This is a genomic window from Solibacillus cecembensis, from assembly GCF_050272495.1.
GTDB classification, from domain to species: Bacteria; Bacillota; Bacilli; order Bacillales_A; family Planococcaceae; genus Solibacillus; species Solibacillus cecembensis.
Genome location: NZ_JBNNMF010000004.1, coordinates 116517 through 135578, shown reverse-complemented (window position 1 = coordinate 135578; position 19062 = coordinate 116517). Strand labels below are relative to the sequence as shown.

The window sequence follows — 19062 nt, the reverse complement described above, 5'->3', positions numbered from 1 at the left end:
CTAGGTACTGAGGGGAAATAATATAGTTTTTTTTACCTAATAGATTTTTTGTAAACGATTTCTATTTATCCTTGATTACATTACAATATATATATCTAATGTAATCAAGGATAAATTATTTGATGATTACAAGAGTTTATATACATCCACTAGAAAGTTATTATCAATAATTTTTAGATCGTATCTTAAATATGACTTAATCTATTTTGAAAGGAGTAAATATATGAAATCAAAGAATATTATGACTGAAGAAGACATTAAAAATAAATACATCACACCGGCAATTGTTAGTGCTGGGTGGGACTTAAAATCTCAAGTGCATTTTGAACATAGCTTTACTGATGGACGTGTTATTGTGCGCGGTAATATGACATCAAGAGGAAAACAAAAACGTGCTGATTATTTATTGATGCATAAAAGTAATTATCCTTTGGCGATCGTAGAGGCAAAAGATAATAAACATCCAATTGGTGGTGGAATGCAGCAAGCTCTTGAATACGCTGAAATATTAGACATTCCTTATGCTTATAGCTCAAATGGAGATGCATTTGTTGAGCATAACCGTTTAACAGGTGAGGAACGTACTATTCAGCTAAATGAGTTTCCTTCGCATGATGAACTATGGCAACGTTACACAATGGACGCAGGATTAAATGACCAACAGAAGGTATTAATCGATGAGCCATACTATTATAAATTAGGTGATAAAACACCACGTTATTATCAACGCGTGGCGATTAATCGATCAATCGATGCTATAGCTAGAGGACAAGAACGTATAATGCTAGTAATGGCAACAGGTACAGGTAAAACATATACTGCTTTCCAAATTATATATCGTTTATGGAAAGCTGGCGTAAAGAAACGTGTATTGTTCTTGGCTGACCGTAATATATTAGTAGATCAAACAATGGTGAACGATTTCAAACCTTTTGAAAAGGTGATGACAAAAGTAGAAGATCGTAAACTTGATAGTTCCTATGAAATTTATTTAGCTTTATATCAACAACTAGCAGGTGAAGAAGGTCATGAACCATTTCGTCAATTCAGACCTGATTTTTTCGATTTAGTTATTATTGATGAAGCGCATCGTGGTTCAGCAAAAGAGGAAAGTCGTTGGCGTAAAGTGTTGGAATACTTCAGTGCGCCAGGTACAACACATATCGGCTTAACGGCTACACCGAAGGAGACAAAAGATACATCAAATATCATGTATTTTGGTGAACCAATCTATACGTACAGCTTAAAGCAAGGTATTGATGATGGATTCTTAGCACCTTATAAAGTAATTCGTGTTGGACTTGATCGAGATTTAGAAGGCTATCGTCCTGAAAAAGGTAAGTTAGATATGTTTGGTCAGGAAATTGAAGATCGCGAGTACAATATAAAAGACTTTGACAAAAACATTGTCATTGATGATCGTACCAATGCAGTAGCAAGACGCGTTACAGAGTTTTTAAAGAAACACGACCGTTTTGCTAAAACGATTATATTTTGTATAGATATTGACCATGCAGAACGAATGAGAAGTGCTCTAGTGAATCTTAATCAAGATTTAGTCAAAGAGAACTCGAAATATATAATGCGCATTACTGGGGACAATCCAGAAGGTAAAGCGCAGTTAGATAACTTTATTGATCGCTCTAGTAAATATCCAACAATTGTTACGACTTCAAAGCTATTAACAACAGGTGTAGATGCAAAAACGTGTAAACTAATTGTGCTCGATTCAAATATCAATTCGATGACGGAATTCAAACAGATTATTGGTCGTGGTACACGTTTAGATCCTGAATATGGGAAAGAATACTTCACGATTATGGATTTCCGCAACGTGAGCCGTTTATTTGCTGATCCAGACTTTGATGGTGATCCGGAAGTAATTATAGAAGTACCAGAAGATGGTGAAATACCAGATGACCCAACGCCAGAAGGATGGGAAAACCCAGAAGGTGAAGGTGGTTCTGATAATGGTGAGACTGGAGAAGGTGGCACAGGTCGAGTTAAATATCGTGTGAATGATGTCGATGTACGAATCGCCAGTGAACGTGTCTATTACTATGATGCAAACGGTAAATTGATAACAGAAAACTTAATTGATTACACAAAGAAAAATATTCGTAATGAATATGCAACTCTCGAAGCATTTTTACGAAAGTGGAATGAAGCGGAACAAAAATATGCTATTCTTGATAAATTAAAAGAACAAGGTGTATTATTAGAAGCGTTGTTTGAACAAGAGCCGCAACTGCGTGAATTAGATGAATTTGATTTAATTTGCCACCTAGCTTTTGACCAACCACCGTTAACAAAGGCAGAACGGGCTAACAATGTAAAGAAGCGTGGCTATATTTATGAGTATCAAGATGTAGCAAGGGAAGTATTGGAACTCCTATTAGAAAAGTATATGAACGAAGGTATCCAAGAAATTGATGGAACAGAGATTCTCGAACTACCAGAATTCCAACGTTTCGGTAGCTCATTAAAAATTGTGAAAGCTTTTGGTGGCAAGAAAGGATATTTAAGTGCTTTAAAACGTCTAAAAGACGAAATTTATGTATCTTAGGAGAATTAATATATGTCGATAACATCTTTTGTTAAAACACTACAAAACATTATGCGTAATGACGCAGGGGTATCAGGAGATGCACAGCGTTTAGAGCAAATCGTATGGATTTTATTTTTAAAAGTCTATGCAGCTAAGGAAGAACTTTGGGAACTGCATGATGATGATTATGAATCAATCATTCCACAAGAATGTCGTTGGGGAAATTGGGCTGTTGATAATAAAGATGGTGAAGCTTTAACAGGTGAATCATTATTAAATTTTGTTAATGAAACGCTATTTCCAACGTTAAAAGGACTAGAAGTAGATGAATTTACCCCTGTCAGCAAATCAATTGTAAAGTTTGCTTTTGAAGATGCTAATAACTATATGAAGGATGGCGTATTACTTCGCCAAGTAATCAATGTCATTGATGATATTGATTTCACAGATTATACTGAACGTCATGCATTTAATGAAATTTACGAGCAAATTTTAAAAGATTTACAAGCACAACGAGCATCAGGTGAATATTATTCGCCACGTGCTACAACTGACTTTATGGTGCAAATGCTGAAGCCACAATTGGGTGAACGAGTAGGTGACTTTGCATGTGGTACTGGTGGTTTCTTGACATCTTCATTGAATTATTTAATTAATCAAGTAAAAACGACAGAAGATCGAGAGCTTTATAATAATTCAGTATTCGGTATTGAGAAAAAAGCGTTCCCGTATTTATTAGCAATCACGAATTTACTTTTACATGATATTGATAATCCAATGATTGTGCATGGGAATTCACTAGAGAAAAATGTACGTGATTTTAACGAAAGTGAAAAATTTGAAGTCATCTTAATGAATCCTCCTTATGGTGGCTCAGAAAAAGACAGTATTAAAATTAATTTTCCACTTGAATTACGCAGCAGTGAAACAGCTGATTTATTTATCTCGGTGATTATGTATCGATTGAAGCAAAATGGACGTGCAGGTATCATTTTACCTGATGGCTTCTTATTTGGAGAAGATGGTGCAAAATTAGCGATTAAAGAAAAACTAATTAAGGAATTTAACTTACACACAATTATTCGTTTACCAAAAAGTGTATTTGCACCTTATACATCTATTCATACAAATATGCTATTCTTTGACAACACAAAGCCAACAGAGGACGTGTGGTTTTATCGTTTAGATATGCCAGAAGCATACAAAAACTTCTCAAAAACACGACCAATTAAACTGGAACACTTTCAATCAGCAATGGACTGGTGGGAAAACCGTGTTGAAATAATTGATGGTAAAGATGAAAAAGCACGTAAATTTACAGCTCAAGAAATTATCGATCGCAATTATAATCTCGACTTATGTAAATTCCCACAAGAGGAAGAAATTATTCTAGAACCTAAAGAATTAATTGAGACATATATAGCAGAGCGTTCAAGATTGAACCATGAAATAGATAATATTTTAAATGATATTATAGAAATGCTAGGTGATGTGGAATGAATGCCAAGCAATTAAGAGATTCTATTTTACAGTATGCGTTTCAAGGGAAATTAGTAAATCCTATAGACGTATCTGAGAAAGCCATCAAACTTGTTGAGGCAATAATTGATGAGAGAAATAAGCTTATAAAAGAAAAAATAATAAAAAAAGTAAAGATTTCAACTATAAAAGACACAGATTATTTATGGGATATTCCTGAGCACTGGGTTTGGGAAAGAGCTGCAAATGTATTAGATGTGCGTGATGGTACACATGATACACCTAAGTACGTATCTGAAGGTATTCCTCTGGTTACTAGCAAAAACTTGAATAATGGTGATATTAGTTTTGAAAGTGCAAAGTTTATTAGTATGGAAGATCATTTAGCAATTGAACAACGATCAAAAGTTGATAATGACGATATCCTATTTGCTATGATTGGGACAATAGGAAATCCTGTTTTAGTAAAGAAACATAGAGATTTTAGTGTTAAGAATGTAGGGATTTTCAAGAGTTACCCAGTAAATAAAGTAAATATGAAATATATTTTATATTTTTTGACTTATATGGAAAATATCATCAAAAAAAATGCAAGTGGTGGGGTACAGGCTTTTATATCTTTATCAGGACTTCGAGATATAATGATACCTATCGCCCCAATAAAAGAGCAAAACGAAATAGTATCAAAGATAGAAAAATTACTAGAAAAAGTAAATCATTATGATAAACTTTTTGTTCAATTGGAAAAACACAATATGAATCCTAAACAAAATAAATAATAAATTAGAAATCCCTTTTATTGTAACGGAATTCTTCTATTGCGAGATGTTTTCTTAATACTTTAGAAAATCTTACCCCGCAGTCTATTTTTATAAAACGTAGTCAAAAACGTAGTCAAAAAAATCAATTGCCCCCGCAAGCATTGATACAAAGACATTCTGAGACGGTTGGTTCGACTCCCGCCGTCTCCATACAAAAATGACTACAAATGCAGTCATATTAAAGATTTAAGAGCTAGGGATATTGAACGGGAGTTGAACTCTTGGGCAATATCCCTTTTCTTATCCCTATGGAAAAATGACATATTTAAGCTTATTCGTAGACTTACTAATGATAATAATAGGAGGTTTTTTTGTCTAACAGAAAACGAAAGCATGGTATTTTTGCTGTCAGTGGTGATGTAGTTGCCTTATCTGGTAATAAAGAGGAAGCGCGGAAGGATTTTCTGCCAATTAGCGCGGCACTTGATACGATATTCAATCAAATGCGTATAGCAGGGAATAGACCGCGCACAATTGAAAGCTACGATTACATCATTAAACAGTTTGTAGATGTTTATCAGATTGCCTATGTGGAGGAGATTGACCTTGATAAACTGTACCACTACCTTGATGTTCAAGAGGTGAAGCCTTGCTACTAAACTAATTCGCTTAAAATCAATTAAGGCTGTTCTAAGCAAGTTTTACAATAACGGTTGGATTAAAGACCGCTTTTGGAGCAACATTCAAATCAAGATTGATAAGGAGAAAAAGGGGTTTATAGTAAATAAAATTTTATCCTCCTTTATTTTATATTAGGTGATTTATAAAGCGGTGAAGGATGCGATTAATGATTCAATACTTGGTAACAGGGTGAGCACTGAAAACAAAATACAATGACCCGTTACAAATGAAAACATTGAGCCTGAATTACAGCAAACAATGAAGGATAACAAATCGGAATAAAGCTGATAGTAATTTCAATTGTTGTACATTTCCAATTTTTAAATCCAGGTTCACCGAAAAGAGCGTAGATAGTTGACGCTCTTTTTTCACGTATGCGAATCATGCTATACTGAAGACGAGAAACGTATTGAAAGTGGTGTTTTTTTGTATAAAACGATTGGAGTTTTAGCGCATGTTGATGCTGGGAAAACAACTTTTTGTGAGCAATTGCTCTATCACACAGCTGCGATAAAAAAACGCGGTCGAGTGGACCATCAAGACGCTTATTTAGACAATCATACGATTGAGCGGCAGCGCGGCATTACTATTTTTGCTGAACAAGGTAGATTTGAATTCAATAACACCATGTATACACTAATTGATACACCGGGTCACGTCGATTTTGCACCGGAAATGGAGCGTGCTGTTCAAGTAATGGATGCAGCCATTTTAATTGTAAGTGCAGTCGATGGCATTGAGGGACATACGGAAACCGTGTGGCAACTATTAAAAAAGCATCAGATTCCTACATTTATCTTTATTAATAAAACAGATCGTGAAGGTGCGAATTTACATCCAGTGATGGAAGCGATAACACGTGATTTGACTCAAAATGCACTGCTATTCAATCATAAAATTGATACAACTGTAAAAGAATGGGTTGCTGAAAGAGATGAAGCACTAATGGAGCTTTACTTTGCGGATCAATTAGAAGATACAGAGTGTATACAAGCGCTGAGAAAGCTCATTGAAAAGCAACAAGCGGTAATTTGCATGGCCGGTTCCGCATTAAAAGACGAAGGGGTTATTGAATTTTTCCAATGGCTAGATCAATTTACCTTTAGCAATTATGATTCGACATCAGATTTTCAAGGGAAAGTATTTAAAATCCGACATGACGGGCAGCAACGTCTTACATTTTTAAAGGCTCTGTCAGGAACAATGAAGGTGCGCGATGAATTTACATTTGGAGAAGTGGTCGAAAAGATTACAGAAATCCGCCTCTATAATGGAAGTCATTTTGTGACCGTTCAACAAGTAAATGCAGGGGATATTTTTGCAGTGAAAGGCTTATCCACACCGGAAATTGGTGATGTCATTGGCAGTGAACAACAATCAACTACGTTTGAGATGATCCCAACACTTCATGCAAAAGTACTTTATAATGGACCATTACATATGAAAGAAGTAACTCGAGTCTTTCGTGAGCTCGAAGCCGAGGAGCCAAGCTTACATGTAGTTTGGAGCGAACAATTTCAAGAAATATCTGTTCATGTAATGGGTGTAATTCAATTAGAAGTATTAACAGAAGTGCTTAAGGAACGTTTTGATATGAATGTTTTATTTGGAAGGCCGCAAATCCTTTATAAAGAAACGATTTGCGAAAAAACAGTAGGTTATGGTCATTTTGAACCTTTAAAACATTATGCTGAGGTGCATTTACAACTTACGCCAAATCCGCGCGGACAAGGAATCACGTTTATGAATGTTTGTCATGCCGATCATTTATCGGTAGGACATCAACGGGTAATCGAGCAGCATTTATTTGAGCAGGAACATCACGGACTGTTAACTGGTTTTCCGGTAACGGATATCGAAGTGACGCTATTAACGGGGCGAGCTCATAATCAGTATACAGCTGGAGGGGATTTCCGAGAAGCAACATGGCGCGCATTACGGCAAGGGCTTGAACAAGTAGAAAATCGATTGCTTGAGCCATATTACCGTTTTAAAATGAAGGCAACGAATGATCATATTGGCCGTATGATGAGTGATATTCAAAAAGCGAATGGCACATTTGAAGCACCGATTTTAACCGAACAAACGGTAATCATTACCGGACGTGCACCAGTTGCAACCTTTATGGATTATAGCACTCATTTTGCCGCTTATACGAACGGTAAAGGCGCACTTTCTATGCAGTTTGACGGCTATGATTTTTGCCATAATGAAGAACAAGTAATCGAACAAATCGGTTATAACAAAAACGCGGATCCCATTTATACATCCTCAAGTGTTTTTTTAGCAAAAGGGAAAGGCTATAGTGTCCCATGGCAAGAAGCTAAACAAGCCATGCATTGTGATCTGGAGTAATGAAAAGACTGAATCTTATTTAGGATTCGGTTTTTTTCATTGTTAAGGAAACTATAGATTTTGGCATTGTGGATAACTTTTATGTAAAATAATGTTATGGGGGTGTGGAAAATGCAATTCGATCATAGAGGAATTATGAAACGAATATTAAAAGATCACTTTGATGGTTTTTGGTGAATGAACGAAGAGGCTTTTCCTGCACAGTACCGCCAAGATATTTTAGAGACAGTTCAAAAAGCTTTGCGATGTGGCATGAAAGATATGGGGCATATTCGATATGAATGTTTGGGCTGTCCAAGTGACTCAAAGCCTGTACATGCTCGGCCTTGGTGTGTTGGTAAGAAATATTTTGTTCCGAAAATTTATGTTAGTTTACTTACTAAGGTGAAAATACGGATTGATCATGTAAATAATTTGATTGGATTTAAAATGAATATAACAACTTTCTATATAGGTATGCCACGTTTTATAGGTGGAAAAGCACTATTTATATCAAAATATCCCTAAAAACAGATTAATTTAGTTAGAATATTCATAGCAAAAAACAAGTGAAAATCCAATAATTATATAATAGCGTGATATTTCCCAATATAATTCATGCTGAAAAGCAATCGAAAAACATCATATTTCAACTGATTCTTTGTTTTAATATACACAAAAAATTGCTTCAGCTATTAAAAATGTTTTGTTTATTTTTCTCTAACCCCTGATTTAACAACGATGCAAAAAAAGTTTACACATTTCTCAAATCAACTTTCTACGATTCATCCAAATCGACATACTACTTAATTTTAAATAAGTGTCAAATGGCCTCTTTTACTCCTTTTAGCACTTATTTTTTAATATGTAGTATAGTAAATTCGCCAAATCATGAATACACGCAAAAAAATGTTCGACTCAAATTTTTTACACATGCTTTTAATATTAGCTTAATGCTTGTAAGGACGGGCTTTTCTCGCGCTGAATAAAATATTTTGATTTTAATCTCGCTGTGCTTATGTCTATTTTTCGCTTAAAAAAATAGCTTATTTTCATTGAAAAAGGTCGCTTTTTGAACAGATTAAGCACTAATATGGATAGGATAATTACAGTAGCTCCTCAAGAAACATAGAAAATGGCAATCCTTGATACTACCTTCTTGTGCCATTATGTATTTCGACCGTATCCAACCATCCCAATAACATCCCTTTTTTCGTAATTCATTTACGACTCGGTTAATGGTTGCTGCAATTGTGTAAGGGCAGGTATATTGGATATCCGTTTTCATGAATAAGCTTTGTTTCGGATTTTTCCTTTTGACGCTAATGTATGCGTGCAGTAAAAATATCGTAATAATAGCTACAAAAGAATGAAATAGGGGGAATACCTATGCAACAAACACAACATCTACTAACCGATGATGAGTTTTTAAGAGAAGAGTGGTTATCCCATTTAAGTGAATTTCCACATATACCTGCGCAAGGTCGTTCATTTTTTAAAGATGAAACAACACTAGCGATATTAGTTAGCTGGTTAGAGCAATTATAAAAACCGCGCAATCAATAAAATTGCGCGGCTTAATTCGTTTTAAATTTGCTTTTCTTACTAAGACTTCGACAGCTCAATAAAGCCCTTACCAAACACATCGCGTACATCATGGATGGCAACAAAGGCATCCGCATCTACCGCTTTTACGATATTTTTTAGTTTCATGACTTCTTGTTTGTTAATCACGATATAGAGAATTTCTTTTTGTTCCTTCGTATAATAGCCGTGCCCAGATAGAACAGTGACACCACGATTCATTTTAGAGCTTACTTGATCTGCGATGGCATTTGGATTGTTTGTAATGATGGTCACCGCTTTTTGTGGGTTTACTCCTTCAATCACGAATTCCATCACCTTTGTTCCAATGTAAAGCATCATAATCGTCAGCATAAGTGCTTCTGCGCCGATAATGAAATACGATGAAAAGGCGACGATTAAATCGAAAAAGAGTAGCGCATAGCTAATATTCCAGCCAAGGAATTTATTCGCGATTCTTGCTAAAATGGTCGTGCCAGCAGTTGTACCACCTACGCGGATAATTAAACCAATCCCAACACCTACAAAAACGCCACCAAAAATAGCATTAATCATAATTTCATCAGATTGAATGGACCAAGATTCTGTTAAATGTAAGAAAATAGAAAGGAATATTACAGCAATAATTGTATAAATGGTCGTTTGCCTATTGAGAAATCGATAGCCGAAAATGATGAGGACGGCATTGATTACCAAGCTGACAATACTAGGGGACCATTCCAATACATAATAAAGAATAATCGTTATACCTGTTACACCGCCTTCACCTAAATCGTTTGGAATAACGAATAAGTTGATCGCAAGTGCAAAGAGGAATGCCCCGATCATCATAATAAAAATATCAAGTGTAACTTTTTTCATTTTTGACACCACCGTTTGTAATTTATTTTTCCTATAGTTGATATTACTTCAAAATAGCATGCAATGGGATTGAATAACGCCATCTACTGTTTGATTCATGCAAAGAGCTTTTACTCAAACCAATGTTCAAATTAATTGGAGTGGTAAAAACGCATAGTTGTCTTTTCGAATAATATTGCACGGTTGAAAAGAAATGGGCTGTTTAAAAATGGGCCCATCAATTACGGTTGTATGGAACTCGCCACCTTCTCCACAAGGATCGATACCTCGCGATTTTAGCTCTTGCACATACTCATATGTTAATACTTTCCCTAAATCATCTTCTCGCATACCTAGTGTTAAATTAACAGTAGTTATGATCGTTTTAAAACCTAAATGAATGAAGCGCTCGACAACTTCTGTATGATCTGCTTCCCATAAAGGCATTCCGAGTTTTAAATTTGCGGTGTTTGCGACTTTTTCATGCCAGCAGCCGTGTTCAGGCATATCAAGATCACCTGTAACAAGTGCGTCTGCTCCCAAACTTTTCATTTTATGTAGCATGTCAATAAATGTTTCTTCATAGTTTTCCCAGCTTGCTGCCGCTAAATGAATCGGTAAGCCAATAGACTCGGCTTGTGCTTTTATAAAGTCGACGGTCATACCATGTGAGCGAGAGCGTGTCCCATCCTCCTCCAGTACGATTATTAAACCTACTGCTTGCCCGGTTTTCATGGCTTCGTATAAAGCGAGTGTACTATCTTTCCCACCGCTAAAGGAGGCGACAAAATTTTGCCCATCCGCACCGGTTTTCCAATCTTTTAAGTTTTCCATCAATATGTATCTCCTTTTATATAGCGAATGAACAATAGAACCTCTTCTATTGAAAGAAGCATTCAAAAATAGCTCCTAGTATGTTACCCAGTGCCCAGCAGAAGTCTTCAAAGATGAGAGACCATTGTTTACATATTTATGAGGATTATTTAGATTCTTAGTCTTGATTTCTCTAGACGACAAATTCAATAAATAACTCTTTGTTCAACTTTTGCTGCTCTTGCTTTATTTCTTGTAACAATTCAATAATAGATTTTTCTGTTGAGTTCTCAAATTTAGTTCACCTTTGTTCTATATTATCACTATCTTCAAGCAAAATAAATTCGTCCAAATCAACCAAAAATAGCTTTATTGTATTTGCACCCGTTGCATGACACACCATAGTTGGTATGTATAGGATTTAACAGAAAAGGTGAGGAGCTAAATTACTATTGCGTCTCACCGTTTTCTTATAAACTATTCGATTTTAGAATTATGGGCAGCTATTCTGTGTTCTATTAGAGCTTGTATTTCTGAATCGTCCTGTTTAACTCTTCACTCACTTCATTCAGTTTTACCGCTAGTTCTGTACTATTAGCAATCGCTATTGTTTGTTCATCAACCGAAGCGGTAATTTCTTCTGATGCAGCGGCAGCGCTTTGAGATACTGTCGAAATATTTTGAATGGCCGAATGAATGCCATCACTACTTCCTTTAATGTGATCTATTTCCGCATTCATATTTTCAATTGCACGAGCAGCGTCAAATACTTTTGAACCAATCTGATTAAACTCTGCTTCCGTGTCTCCAACTACGGTATTTAATCTGTCAGATAAGCCTCGCGTTTTACTCATAGCATTCACTGTTTTTTCTGCATCCTGCTCTATTGCTGTAATCATTTCCTGAATCTTAATGGTTTGTTTATTCGATTCCTCTGCCAATTTTCTAACTTCTTGTGCTACGACAGCAAATCCTTTTCCATGCTCTCCTGCTCTAGCCGCTTCAATACTAGCATTTAGAGCTAATAAGTTCGTTTGCTCGGATATACCATTAATCGTTTCTGTAATTTTTCCGATACCATGTATTTTTTGATGAAGGCTCGTAATATCTTGACTAATTTCTTCCGATGAAAGTAACATTTCATCATTGGATTTCTTTAAAATTGTAACCATTTTACGACCATTTTCCGCAGCCTGTTCAGAAGTTGCAGTCACTTCTTTTAATTTCCAGTACTGTTCATTCATATTTTCAATTGATTGTGTAAGTAAACCTATATTATCACTTGTCTCCTCAGTTTCAGAAGCTTGGGCTACCGTCCCTCTTGTTATTTCGATCAGCGCTCGACTTACTTCTTCGCTACCAGCGGCAGTTTCCTCTGATATCGCCGATAGTTGATTAGCAGAATCTACTAGATTCATACTTAATTCCTGTAAATGCTGCACCATCAATCGAAGTTCCACTGTCATTTTATTAAAAGCAGCACCCAAATGACCTAGTTCATCCGCTGACTCTGGAAGTGTATCTATGTTTAAATGACCATTCGCTATTTGAGATGAAGCAATATAAAGTTGATTTAATATGCTTAATTTATTTCGAATAGCAAAATAAAAGACTAGCATGCTGATTAGAGTTATACCAAGACAAAGTAGGATCGTTACCCATTTCATCATCTTTAGTGATTCATAAAACTCGTCTGTGTAAGCACCGATTCCTACACTCCAATCCCACGGTTCAAAATACGTCATATAGGCAATTTTTTCTCGGGGTTTATCCTCGCCAGCATTTTTCCATTCATATGTATAAAAATGCTTTTCCTCATCTGTAGCTTTAGCCGCTTGTATTAAATTTTCCCGCACTACTTTTCCTTGTTCTGACGTTTTATCAGTTCCCAATGGAATGACTGGATTTAATACAACATCAAGTGAAGAGTCTACTCCAAAAAGATAACCATTCTCTTTATAGACAAATGGTGATTGTTTATAATCATAGATTAACTTTCCGTTGTCTACTTTTGGTCCATTTAATATTTCCCGCGCTTGATTTTTTGCCTCATCTTCAGATAACGTGCCTTCTTCTACAGCTTGGTTCAGCGTTTCTAAAGTAGCTATTGATGTATTTGTTAAATGCTGCAAATCTAGTTTTCCACTTTCAATAAGTTGTTTCTTAGCAAAATTATAATTTACCGTTCCTATCGTAGTACTAATCACTACTGCCATAAGTAGAATTGAAAGTAAAAGTTTTACTGATATTTTATTTAACCTACTATTCATTATCCCATTCCCTTCTTATTTTTCAAAAAAAAACATGTAGAAAAAGCCTAGTTAAAACACTGAGAATATTTTCACTATTTTTTTAGTCATGGTATCTGGTATCTAACATTTATATTGTTAGTCTATAATACTTTTTTCTACAATTTTATATCGACAATATTACAATTTATTTCACTAATTGTATTAGTACCCTGTGCAGGACACACAGCACCTCAATTTCAAAAAAAACTTAGTGCAATGGCAGACATGGCACTAAGTTTAGTAAGTTCTAGCTATTTATGTTTGTTATGTTGCTTCATTCGTTTGACTAAAAATCCGCCTTTGAACGACTTTGGCTCATAGGAAATAATAAACGCAGTCGGCTCATAATGTTGCACGAGCATAAACAATTCCTTTTCGCGATTACGCTTTGTTAAAATTTCGTATTTATAACGCTGACTGTCACGCCCTTCGCCTACGTATGTAGTGAGCGCAAACCCTTCCTCACGAATCATTTTGATCAATTCTTCATTGCGATTTTGTGTATTAATCGTTACGTAAATATAGCCAATCGCGAGCTTTTGCTCAATACGTGTTCCGATAATAATCCCGATACCAAAGCCGACAGCGTAAACGACCATCGCAAGGAAACCTTGATCTCCACTAAACACAAGGGACAGACCAAATACATAAATCAACATCTCCACAATGCCAATCAACGATGCGAGCACAGTAATATTCTTTACTAGAAAAATCGTACGAAGTGTAAATAAAGGTACATATATTAGCTGAAGTAATAGTATAAGTAAAATTTCCTTCATTCAAATCGAGTCCTTTACTATAGAATATGCCCATCATATACGGAACAAGTTTTAAATGCAATCTATATGAATAATGAGCGAGGGTGCTCAAAACATTGGGTAGTGAGTCCTAAAAAAGTATTGTGTGTGCACCTTGTGCAAGGTTAATAATCGCCACTTTCGCTCGATTCGTATCCATTAATGTTATATCAACTTTCCCATAGACTCCTCTTCAGCCCGCAGTAATTTTTAACGCTTTTTTTTGATAAGTCAATCTTTGTAGCCAATATAGGTTATTTTAAAAATAAATAAGTTACGCCATAGCTCAAATTTTTGGGCTTTTAATGTAGCTTTTTTGATTCTCTATAAACATGACTGCCTAAATAAATATTAAAAGAAAGGATTATAGATTGAGTGCTTTTTTACTTAAATGTATAATAATTCAAAATGGGTATTTCTAATTGGATTGAGAGTGGGAGTTGATAGCAGTTGTTTCGTATTTTATACATAGAGGATGAAAAAGAAATTGGGCAATGGGTTACGAAGGAATTAACGGGAAGAGGATTTGAGGTAAGTTGGCTAGAATCTGGTGAAGGTATTGAACACTACATAGGATCTGCCGATGTGGTTATTTTGGATGTGATGTTACCTGGTTTAGATGGCTTTTCTATTGGGAAAAGAATAAAGAGAGAAAATAAAGAATTACCGATTTTAATGCTTTCTGCACGCACAGCTGTGGAGGATAAAATTGAGGGGCTAAATTTCGCGGATGATTACTTAACAAAACCTTTCCATCCGGATGAACTAGTAGCACGTGTCGAAGTATTACTTAGGAGATATCAAAAAAATGATGATGTAATTGAGTTGCAACATTTAAAAATACATACAAAAGAGATGCGAATAATGGACAGTAACTCTAATGAAGAAATTCAATTAACGAGCAAGCAGTTTTATTTGTTTCAATATTTTATTCGTCATTTAAATCAAATCCTTACAAAAGAACAGCTATATGAAGGGGTTTGGGAAGAGGCTTATATAGAAGGGGATAAAACATTAATGGTCCACATTCGCCATTTAAGAGAAAAAATAGAATTAAATCCAGCGAAGCCGCTTATTATTGAAACCATTCGCGGCATCGGATATCGGGTGAAACTATGAAATTTTTCCGCTCACTATTAGCGAAGTATATGTTTATTATTGTATTAGCCATGTCAATTTTTCAATTAGCATATTTTATTATTGGTTTTTTTGTGATGGGAATAGCAAAAAATGAAGATAAAGCAGGTTTGGGTGAAGTTATCCTTGAAAGTGACATTGAAGAAAGATGGCATGCTGAAGCAAATGAAATAATAAATTATGAGCTTGAAGTAATCTCTCGGCATTTTGAAAGCTGGGAACAACAATATCCTGAAGCATCTATGTTTTGGATAAGTGAGCAGGGGATATTACTAACAGAAGTAAATGTGCAGGAGCAGCTTCCGGCACAATGGACACCTGCATATACCACAAAGTATATTAAATCACGATATGGAGGAGATCCTTATACAGTTATTGCATTTCTAGGAGAAGAAGAGGCAAATGGCTTTATTGTTTTAGAAATGCCAAAATCGCTTTTTAATCCACCACTTAAAAATGTATATAACCATTATGGGCCCATTTTATTTTTCGGAGTTATTGCGATTATTATATTTTTTATCAGTGTATCCTTTTTATTTTTTAGAGGGATTCGAAAACGATTATTAATGTTACAGGATGCGATGGAAATACGTGATGTAGACGGGTTACCTATAGAGATTCATGTGAAAAAGAAGGACGAGATTGGTCAACTCGAGCATAGCTTTAATCGCATGGTGTGTGAGCTTAGGGAAAGTAAAAATCGTGAGCAAAAAGAGGAACAATTGCGGAGGGAACTAATTGCTAATCTATCTCATGATTTACGTACGCCTTTGACGAAAGTACGGGCGCAAACTTATTCCATTAGTAAAGAAGAATTATCCGATGAAGGCAAATACGCTGTGAAAGCTTTGGAAACGTCAATTGTTAATATTGATGGATTAATGGAAAATTTAATGTCTTATACGTTATTGATGGCGAGTAAATATAAATTTGAACCAAAAGAAATCAATGTTATTCGATTTGCACGGGAGCATATGACGACGTGGTATTCTGTTTTTGAAAAGGAAGGCTTTGAAATAGATGTAGCATTCGATTCATTTGAGGATAATAATTGGCGAGTTGATACACTTTGGTTAGGTCGTATATTTGATAATTTCTTTCAAAATGTATTACGCCATGCGAGCAGTGGGCAATATATTGGCTTTAAAACAGAATCGACAGAGCACTATGATGCTTTCGTTATTTCAGATTGTGGAAAAGGAATGAACAATGAATCCAATGCAAAAGGTGCAGGCATTGGTTTATCGATTGTGGATATTATGGTGAAAGGGATGGAGCTAGATTGGGATATCATATCAAGTGAATCTGGCACAATGATTAAAATAATAAGACGTAAGAAGCTATCCGAATAAATTTTCGGGTAGCTTCTTTTTTTAAACAAAATTTAAACTTCGTTCGTACCTGCTTTTAAACTTGGTTGTTTATGCTAAATAAAGAGGTGAGGGAAATGGAATATATCGTACAAACAGAAAACTTATCAAAATCATTTGGTAAAGAGCAGGCAGTATCAAGGTTAGATTTAAAAATTCGTAAAGGGGAAATATACGGATTTTTAGGCCCAAATGGCGCAGGGAAAACAACGACTATTCGTATGCTTTTAGGGTTGATGAAACCGACAGCTGGCAAGATAAAAATCTTTCAAAAGGATATAACAAAGGAACGCATCGAAATATTATCGAAAATTGGTTCATTAGTTGAAAATCCATCCTATTATCCGCATTTAACAGCGTATGAAAATTTAGAAGCATTACGAAAAATTTTAGGTGTTCCAAAAGCGCGCATTGATGAAGTGTTAGCAATTGTTCGTTTAACAGAGGCAGCTAATAAAAAAGTGAAAGGATTTTCGCTTGGTATGAAGCAGCGTCTAGGTATTGCCGCTTCACTATTACACAATCCAGAATTATTAATTTTAGATGAACCAACAAATGGGCTTGATCCATCTGGCATTATTGAAATTCGAAATCTAATTAAAAGACTTCCATCTGAATATGGGATGACGGTCATGATTTCAAGTCATTTATTGTCTGAAATTGATCAAATGGCGACAACAGTTGGCATTGTTTCGAAAGGGAAAATGATTTTTCAAGATTCAATTGAAGCAATGCGAATGCATGCACAGCCAAAAGTATTATTTAAGGTGAATAAAAGTGAGCAAGCGTGGCGGTTGTTAGTGGCACATGGGATTAAAGCGGAATGCAAAGAGGGGCAAATTGTACTCGATGAATGCTCTGATGAAAAAGTAGCGCAAATTGTTCAGATTCTTGTGCAAGAGGATTTTTCGGTTTATCGCGTAGAAGAAGAAAAACAATCATTGGAGGATATATTCCTTCAAATGACGGCGGGAGTGCAGGCGATATGATGGGTAAACTTTTGTCGTCGGACTTCTTAAAAATTAAACGTAAAGGATTATGGTTTTTAACCGCTTTAGGCCCTATTGGGGTAGTGGCGCTACAAACGGTCAATTACGGAATAAGAAAAGACTATTTGTTACAGCAAAGTGACGATGATTGGGGCTATTATTTAGGAAATGTACATGCGTTTACCCCACTTGCACTTATTTTAGGGATTGCGATCTTAACATCTTTCATGGCGAGCATTGAAAGTGAAACAAATGCATGGAAGCAGTTAATAGCTTTACCGGTATCGAAAATGAAAGTGTATTTATCCAAGTTTACCGTACTCGCTCTATTATTATTTGTATCTTCTTCGCTTTTGTTGGTTTTATCACTTGCTTACGGAGTGTATTTAGATTTGGGAGCGGCTATTCCTTATACGGAGATAGTTAAATCCAGTTATTATCCGTTTTTAGCGTCATTGCCTGTATTGGCATTGCAGCTGTGGATTGCGACAGTTAGTCAAAATCAAGCGATCCCAATTACTACTGGGGTCTTCGGTGTGATCTTTGCCTTTTCAGCGTATAATTTGCCAGATTGGATGATTTGGAAGTGGCCATCTTTAATGAATGAATGGAATGAACCAATCATCAATGTGGCACTAGGTCTAGGTGTAGGGGTTCTATTATATATCGTTGGAATGATCGATTTCACGAGAAGGGATGTGAAATAATGCGCGCGATACTTCACTCTGAATGGTATAAATTATGGAAATCAAAAATGATTCCGCTTATTTTTACAGGACCGATGATTGGACTGTTTATAGGGTTAGCGATCAGTTTTGAGGATGATTATGATGTGAATAAATGGTATTTCGCGTTAGTTTCGATGAATTTAACATATGCATTATTGTTTCTGCCACTTATTTCAGGGATTTTTGCAAGTGTTATTTGTAGATATGAGCACCAAGCGGGTGGCTGGAAACAGCTGTTAGCATTGCCTGTCACGAGGGGAAGAGTATTTGTAGCAAAATTTGTATTAATCATGCTGCTAATTATGGCGATGCAATTATTATATTTAAGTTCAATCTATGCGGTAGGAATGATAAAAGGTTATACAGATCCATTCCCAATGGAAATCGTTTGGAAGAGTATTTTTGGAGGATGGGTAGCTACTTTTCCCTTAGTTGCATTGCAATTGTGGATGTCTGTGATGTTTAAAAGTTTTGCTGCTCCTTTTGCAGTGAACGTCATTTTTACCTTGCCAGCGATAATCGTTGCAAATTCTGAACAATTTGGCCCTTATTATCCGTGGGTGCAACCTTTCTTCATGATGAATATCGGTGGAAGCACAGGAGATGTATTTTTTGTGCCATGGGTTCAATTAATTGCGGTTGTAGGTGGTAGTTTTCTATTGTTTTTCATTGGAGGTTATTTGTACTTTCAGAGAAAAGCAGTATAACTT

At 35.7% G+C, this 19062-nt stretch carries 16 protein-coding genes; 12 read left to right on the top strand and 4 right to left on the bottom strand.

Translation table 11 applies throughout. From position 1 onward, the window contains the following. The first annotated feature begins 223 nt into the window (after positions 1-223). The 7 genes from hsdR to ACQKIH_RS05340 all read left to right on the top strand — a co-directional run bounded on the left by hsdR (position 224) and on the right by ACQKIH_RS05340 (position 9351). Positions 224-2566: an EcoAI/FtnUII family type I restriction enzme subunit R gene (gene hsdR / locus ACQKIH_RS05370; RefSeq protein WP_427763877.1), complete on the top strand. Its 2343-nt coding sequence runs from the start codon at positions 224-226 to the stop codon at positions 2564-2566. Between the two features lie 12 nt (positions 2567-2578). After that, complete coding sequence (locus ACQKIH_RS05365; RefSeq protein ID WP_427763875.1) at positions 2579-4048, top strand: class I SAM-dependent DNA methyltransferase; 1470 nt, start codon at positions 2579-2581, stop codon at positions 4046-4048. Continuing rightward, entirely contained in the window at positions 4045-4806 is a 762-nt protein-coding gene (locus ACQKIH_RS05360) for a restriction endonuclease subunit S (protein WP_427763872.1), read from the top strand. The genes ACQKIH_RS05365 and ACQKIH_RS05360 overlap by 4 nt, the downstream gene beginning before the upstream one ends. Before the next feature lie 353 nt (positions 4807-5159). Continuing rightward, positions 5160-5447 (top strand): hypothetical protein, encoded by a 288-nt coding sequence (locus ACQKIH_RS05355; RefSeq protein WP_427763870.1) that lies wholly within the window; start codon positions 5160-5162, stop codon positions 5445-5447. Positions 5448-5895: 448 nt separating this feature from the next. Continuing rightward, complete coding sequence (locus tag ACQKIH_RS05350; RefSeq protein WP_427763868.1) at positions 5896-7824, top strand: GTP-binding protein; 1929 nt, start codon at positions 5896-5898, stop codon at positions 7822-7824. A 177-nt stretch (positions 7825-8001) separates the two neighbouring features. Then, on the top strand, positions 8002-8331 hold the full coding sequence (locus ACQKIH_RS05345; RefSeq protein ID WP_427763865.1) for a hypothetical protein: 330 nt from the start codon (positions 8002-8004) through the stop codon (positions 8329-8331). Positions 8332-9192: 861 nt separating this feature from the next. After that, positions 9193-9351: a hypothetical protein gene (locus tag ACQKIH_RS05340; RefSeq protein ID WP_427763863.1), complete on the top strand. Its 159-nt coding sequence runs from the start codon at positions 9193-9195 to the stop codon at positions 9349-9351. Between the two features lie 57 nt (positions 9352-9408). Here ACQKIH_RS05340 and ACQKIH_RS05335 read toward each other — a convergent pair whose 3' ends face one another. The 4 genes from ACQKIH_RS05335 to ACQKIH_RS05320 all read right to left on the bottom strand — a co-directional run bounded on the left by ACQKIH_RS05335 (position 9409) and on the right by ACQKIH_RS05320 (position 14110). Beyond that, complete coding sequence (locus ACQKIH_RS05335; protein WP_057983441.1) at positions 9409-10248, bottom strand: YitT family protein; 840 nt, start codon at positions 10246-10248, stop codon at positions 9409-9411. A gap of 126 nt (positions 10249-10374) precedes the next feature. After that, positions 10375-11061 (bottom strand): Dph6-related ATP pyrophosphatase, encoded by a 687-nt coding sequence (locus ACQKIH_RS05330; protein WP_427763860.1) that lies wholly within the window; start codon positions 11059-11061, stop codon positions 10375-10377. Positions 11062-11558: 497 nt separating this feature from the next. Continuing rightward, complete coding sequence (locus ACQKIH_RS05325) at positions 11559-13256, bottom strand: methyl-accepting chemotaxis protein (protein WP_427763858.1); 1698 nt, start codon at positions 13254-13256, stop codon at positions 11559-11561. 326 nt (positions 13257-13582) lie between these two features. After that, positions 13583-14110, bottom strand: a complete 528-nt coding sequence (locus ACQKIH_RS05320; protein ID WP_427763855.1) for a DUF2179 domain-containing protein — start codon at positions 14108-14110, stop codon at positions 13583-13585. A 468-nt stretch (positions 14111-14578) separates the two neighbouring features. Between ACQKIH_RS05320 and ACQKIH_RS05315 the strand changes: the two genes are divergently transcribed. From ACQKIH_RS05315 to ACQKIH_RS05295, 5 genes are all read left to right on the top strand, one after another. Continuing rightward, the gene (locus ACQKIH_RS05315) at positions 14579-15247 is read left to right on the top strand and encodes a response regulator transcription factor (protein WP_427763853.1); all 669 of its coding nucleotides are present in this window, start codon (positions 14579-14581) and stop codon (positions 15245-15247) included. Beyond that, entirely contained in the window at positions 15244-16617 is a 1374-nt protein-coding gene (locus tag ACQKIH_RS05310) for a HAMP domain-containing sensor histidine kinase (protein ID WP_427763851.1), read from the top strand. Before ACQKIH_RS05315 ends, ACQKIH_RS05310 begins: the two co-directional genes overlap by 4 nt. Before the next feature lie 95 nt (positions 16618-16712). Then, entirely contained in the window at positions 16713-17624 is a 912-nt protein-coding gene (locus ACQKIH_RS05305; RefSeq protein ID WP_427763849.1) for an ABC transporter ATP-binding protein, read from the top strand. Continuing rightward, positions 17621-18331: an ABC transporter permease gene (locus ACQKIH_RS05300; protein ID WP_427763847.1), complete on the top strand. Its 711-nt coding sequence runs from the start codon at positions 17621-17623 to the stop codon at positions 18329-18331. The genes ACQKIH_RS05305 and ACQKIH_RS05300 overlap by 4 nt, the downstream gene beginning before the upstream one ends. After that, positions 18331-19059 (top strand): ABC transporter permease, encoded by a 729-nt coding sequence (locus ACQKIH_RS05295; protein WP_427763845.1) that lies wholly within the window; start codon positions 18331-18333, stop codon positions 19057-19059. Before ACQKIH_RS05300 ends, ACQKIH_RS05295 begins: the two co-directional genes overlap by 1 nt. The last annotated feature ends 3 nt before the right edge of the window (positions 19060-19062 follow it).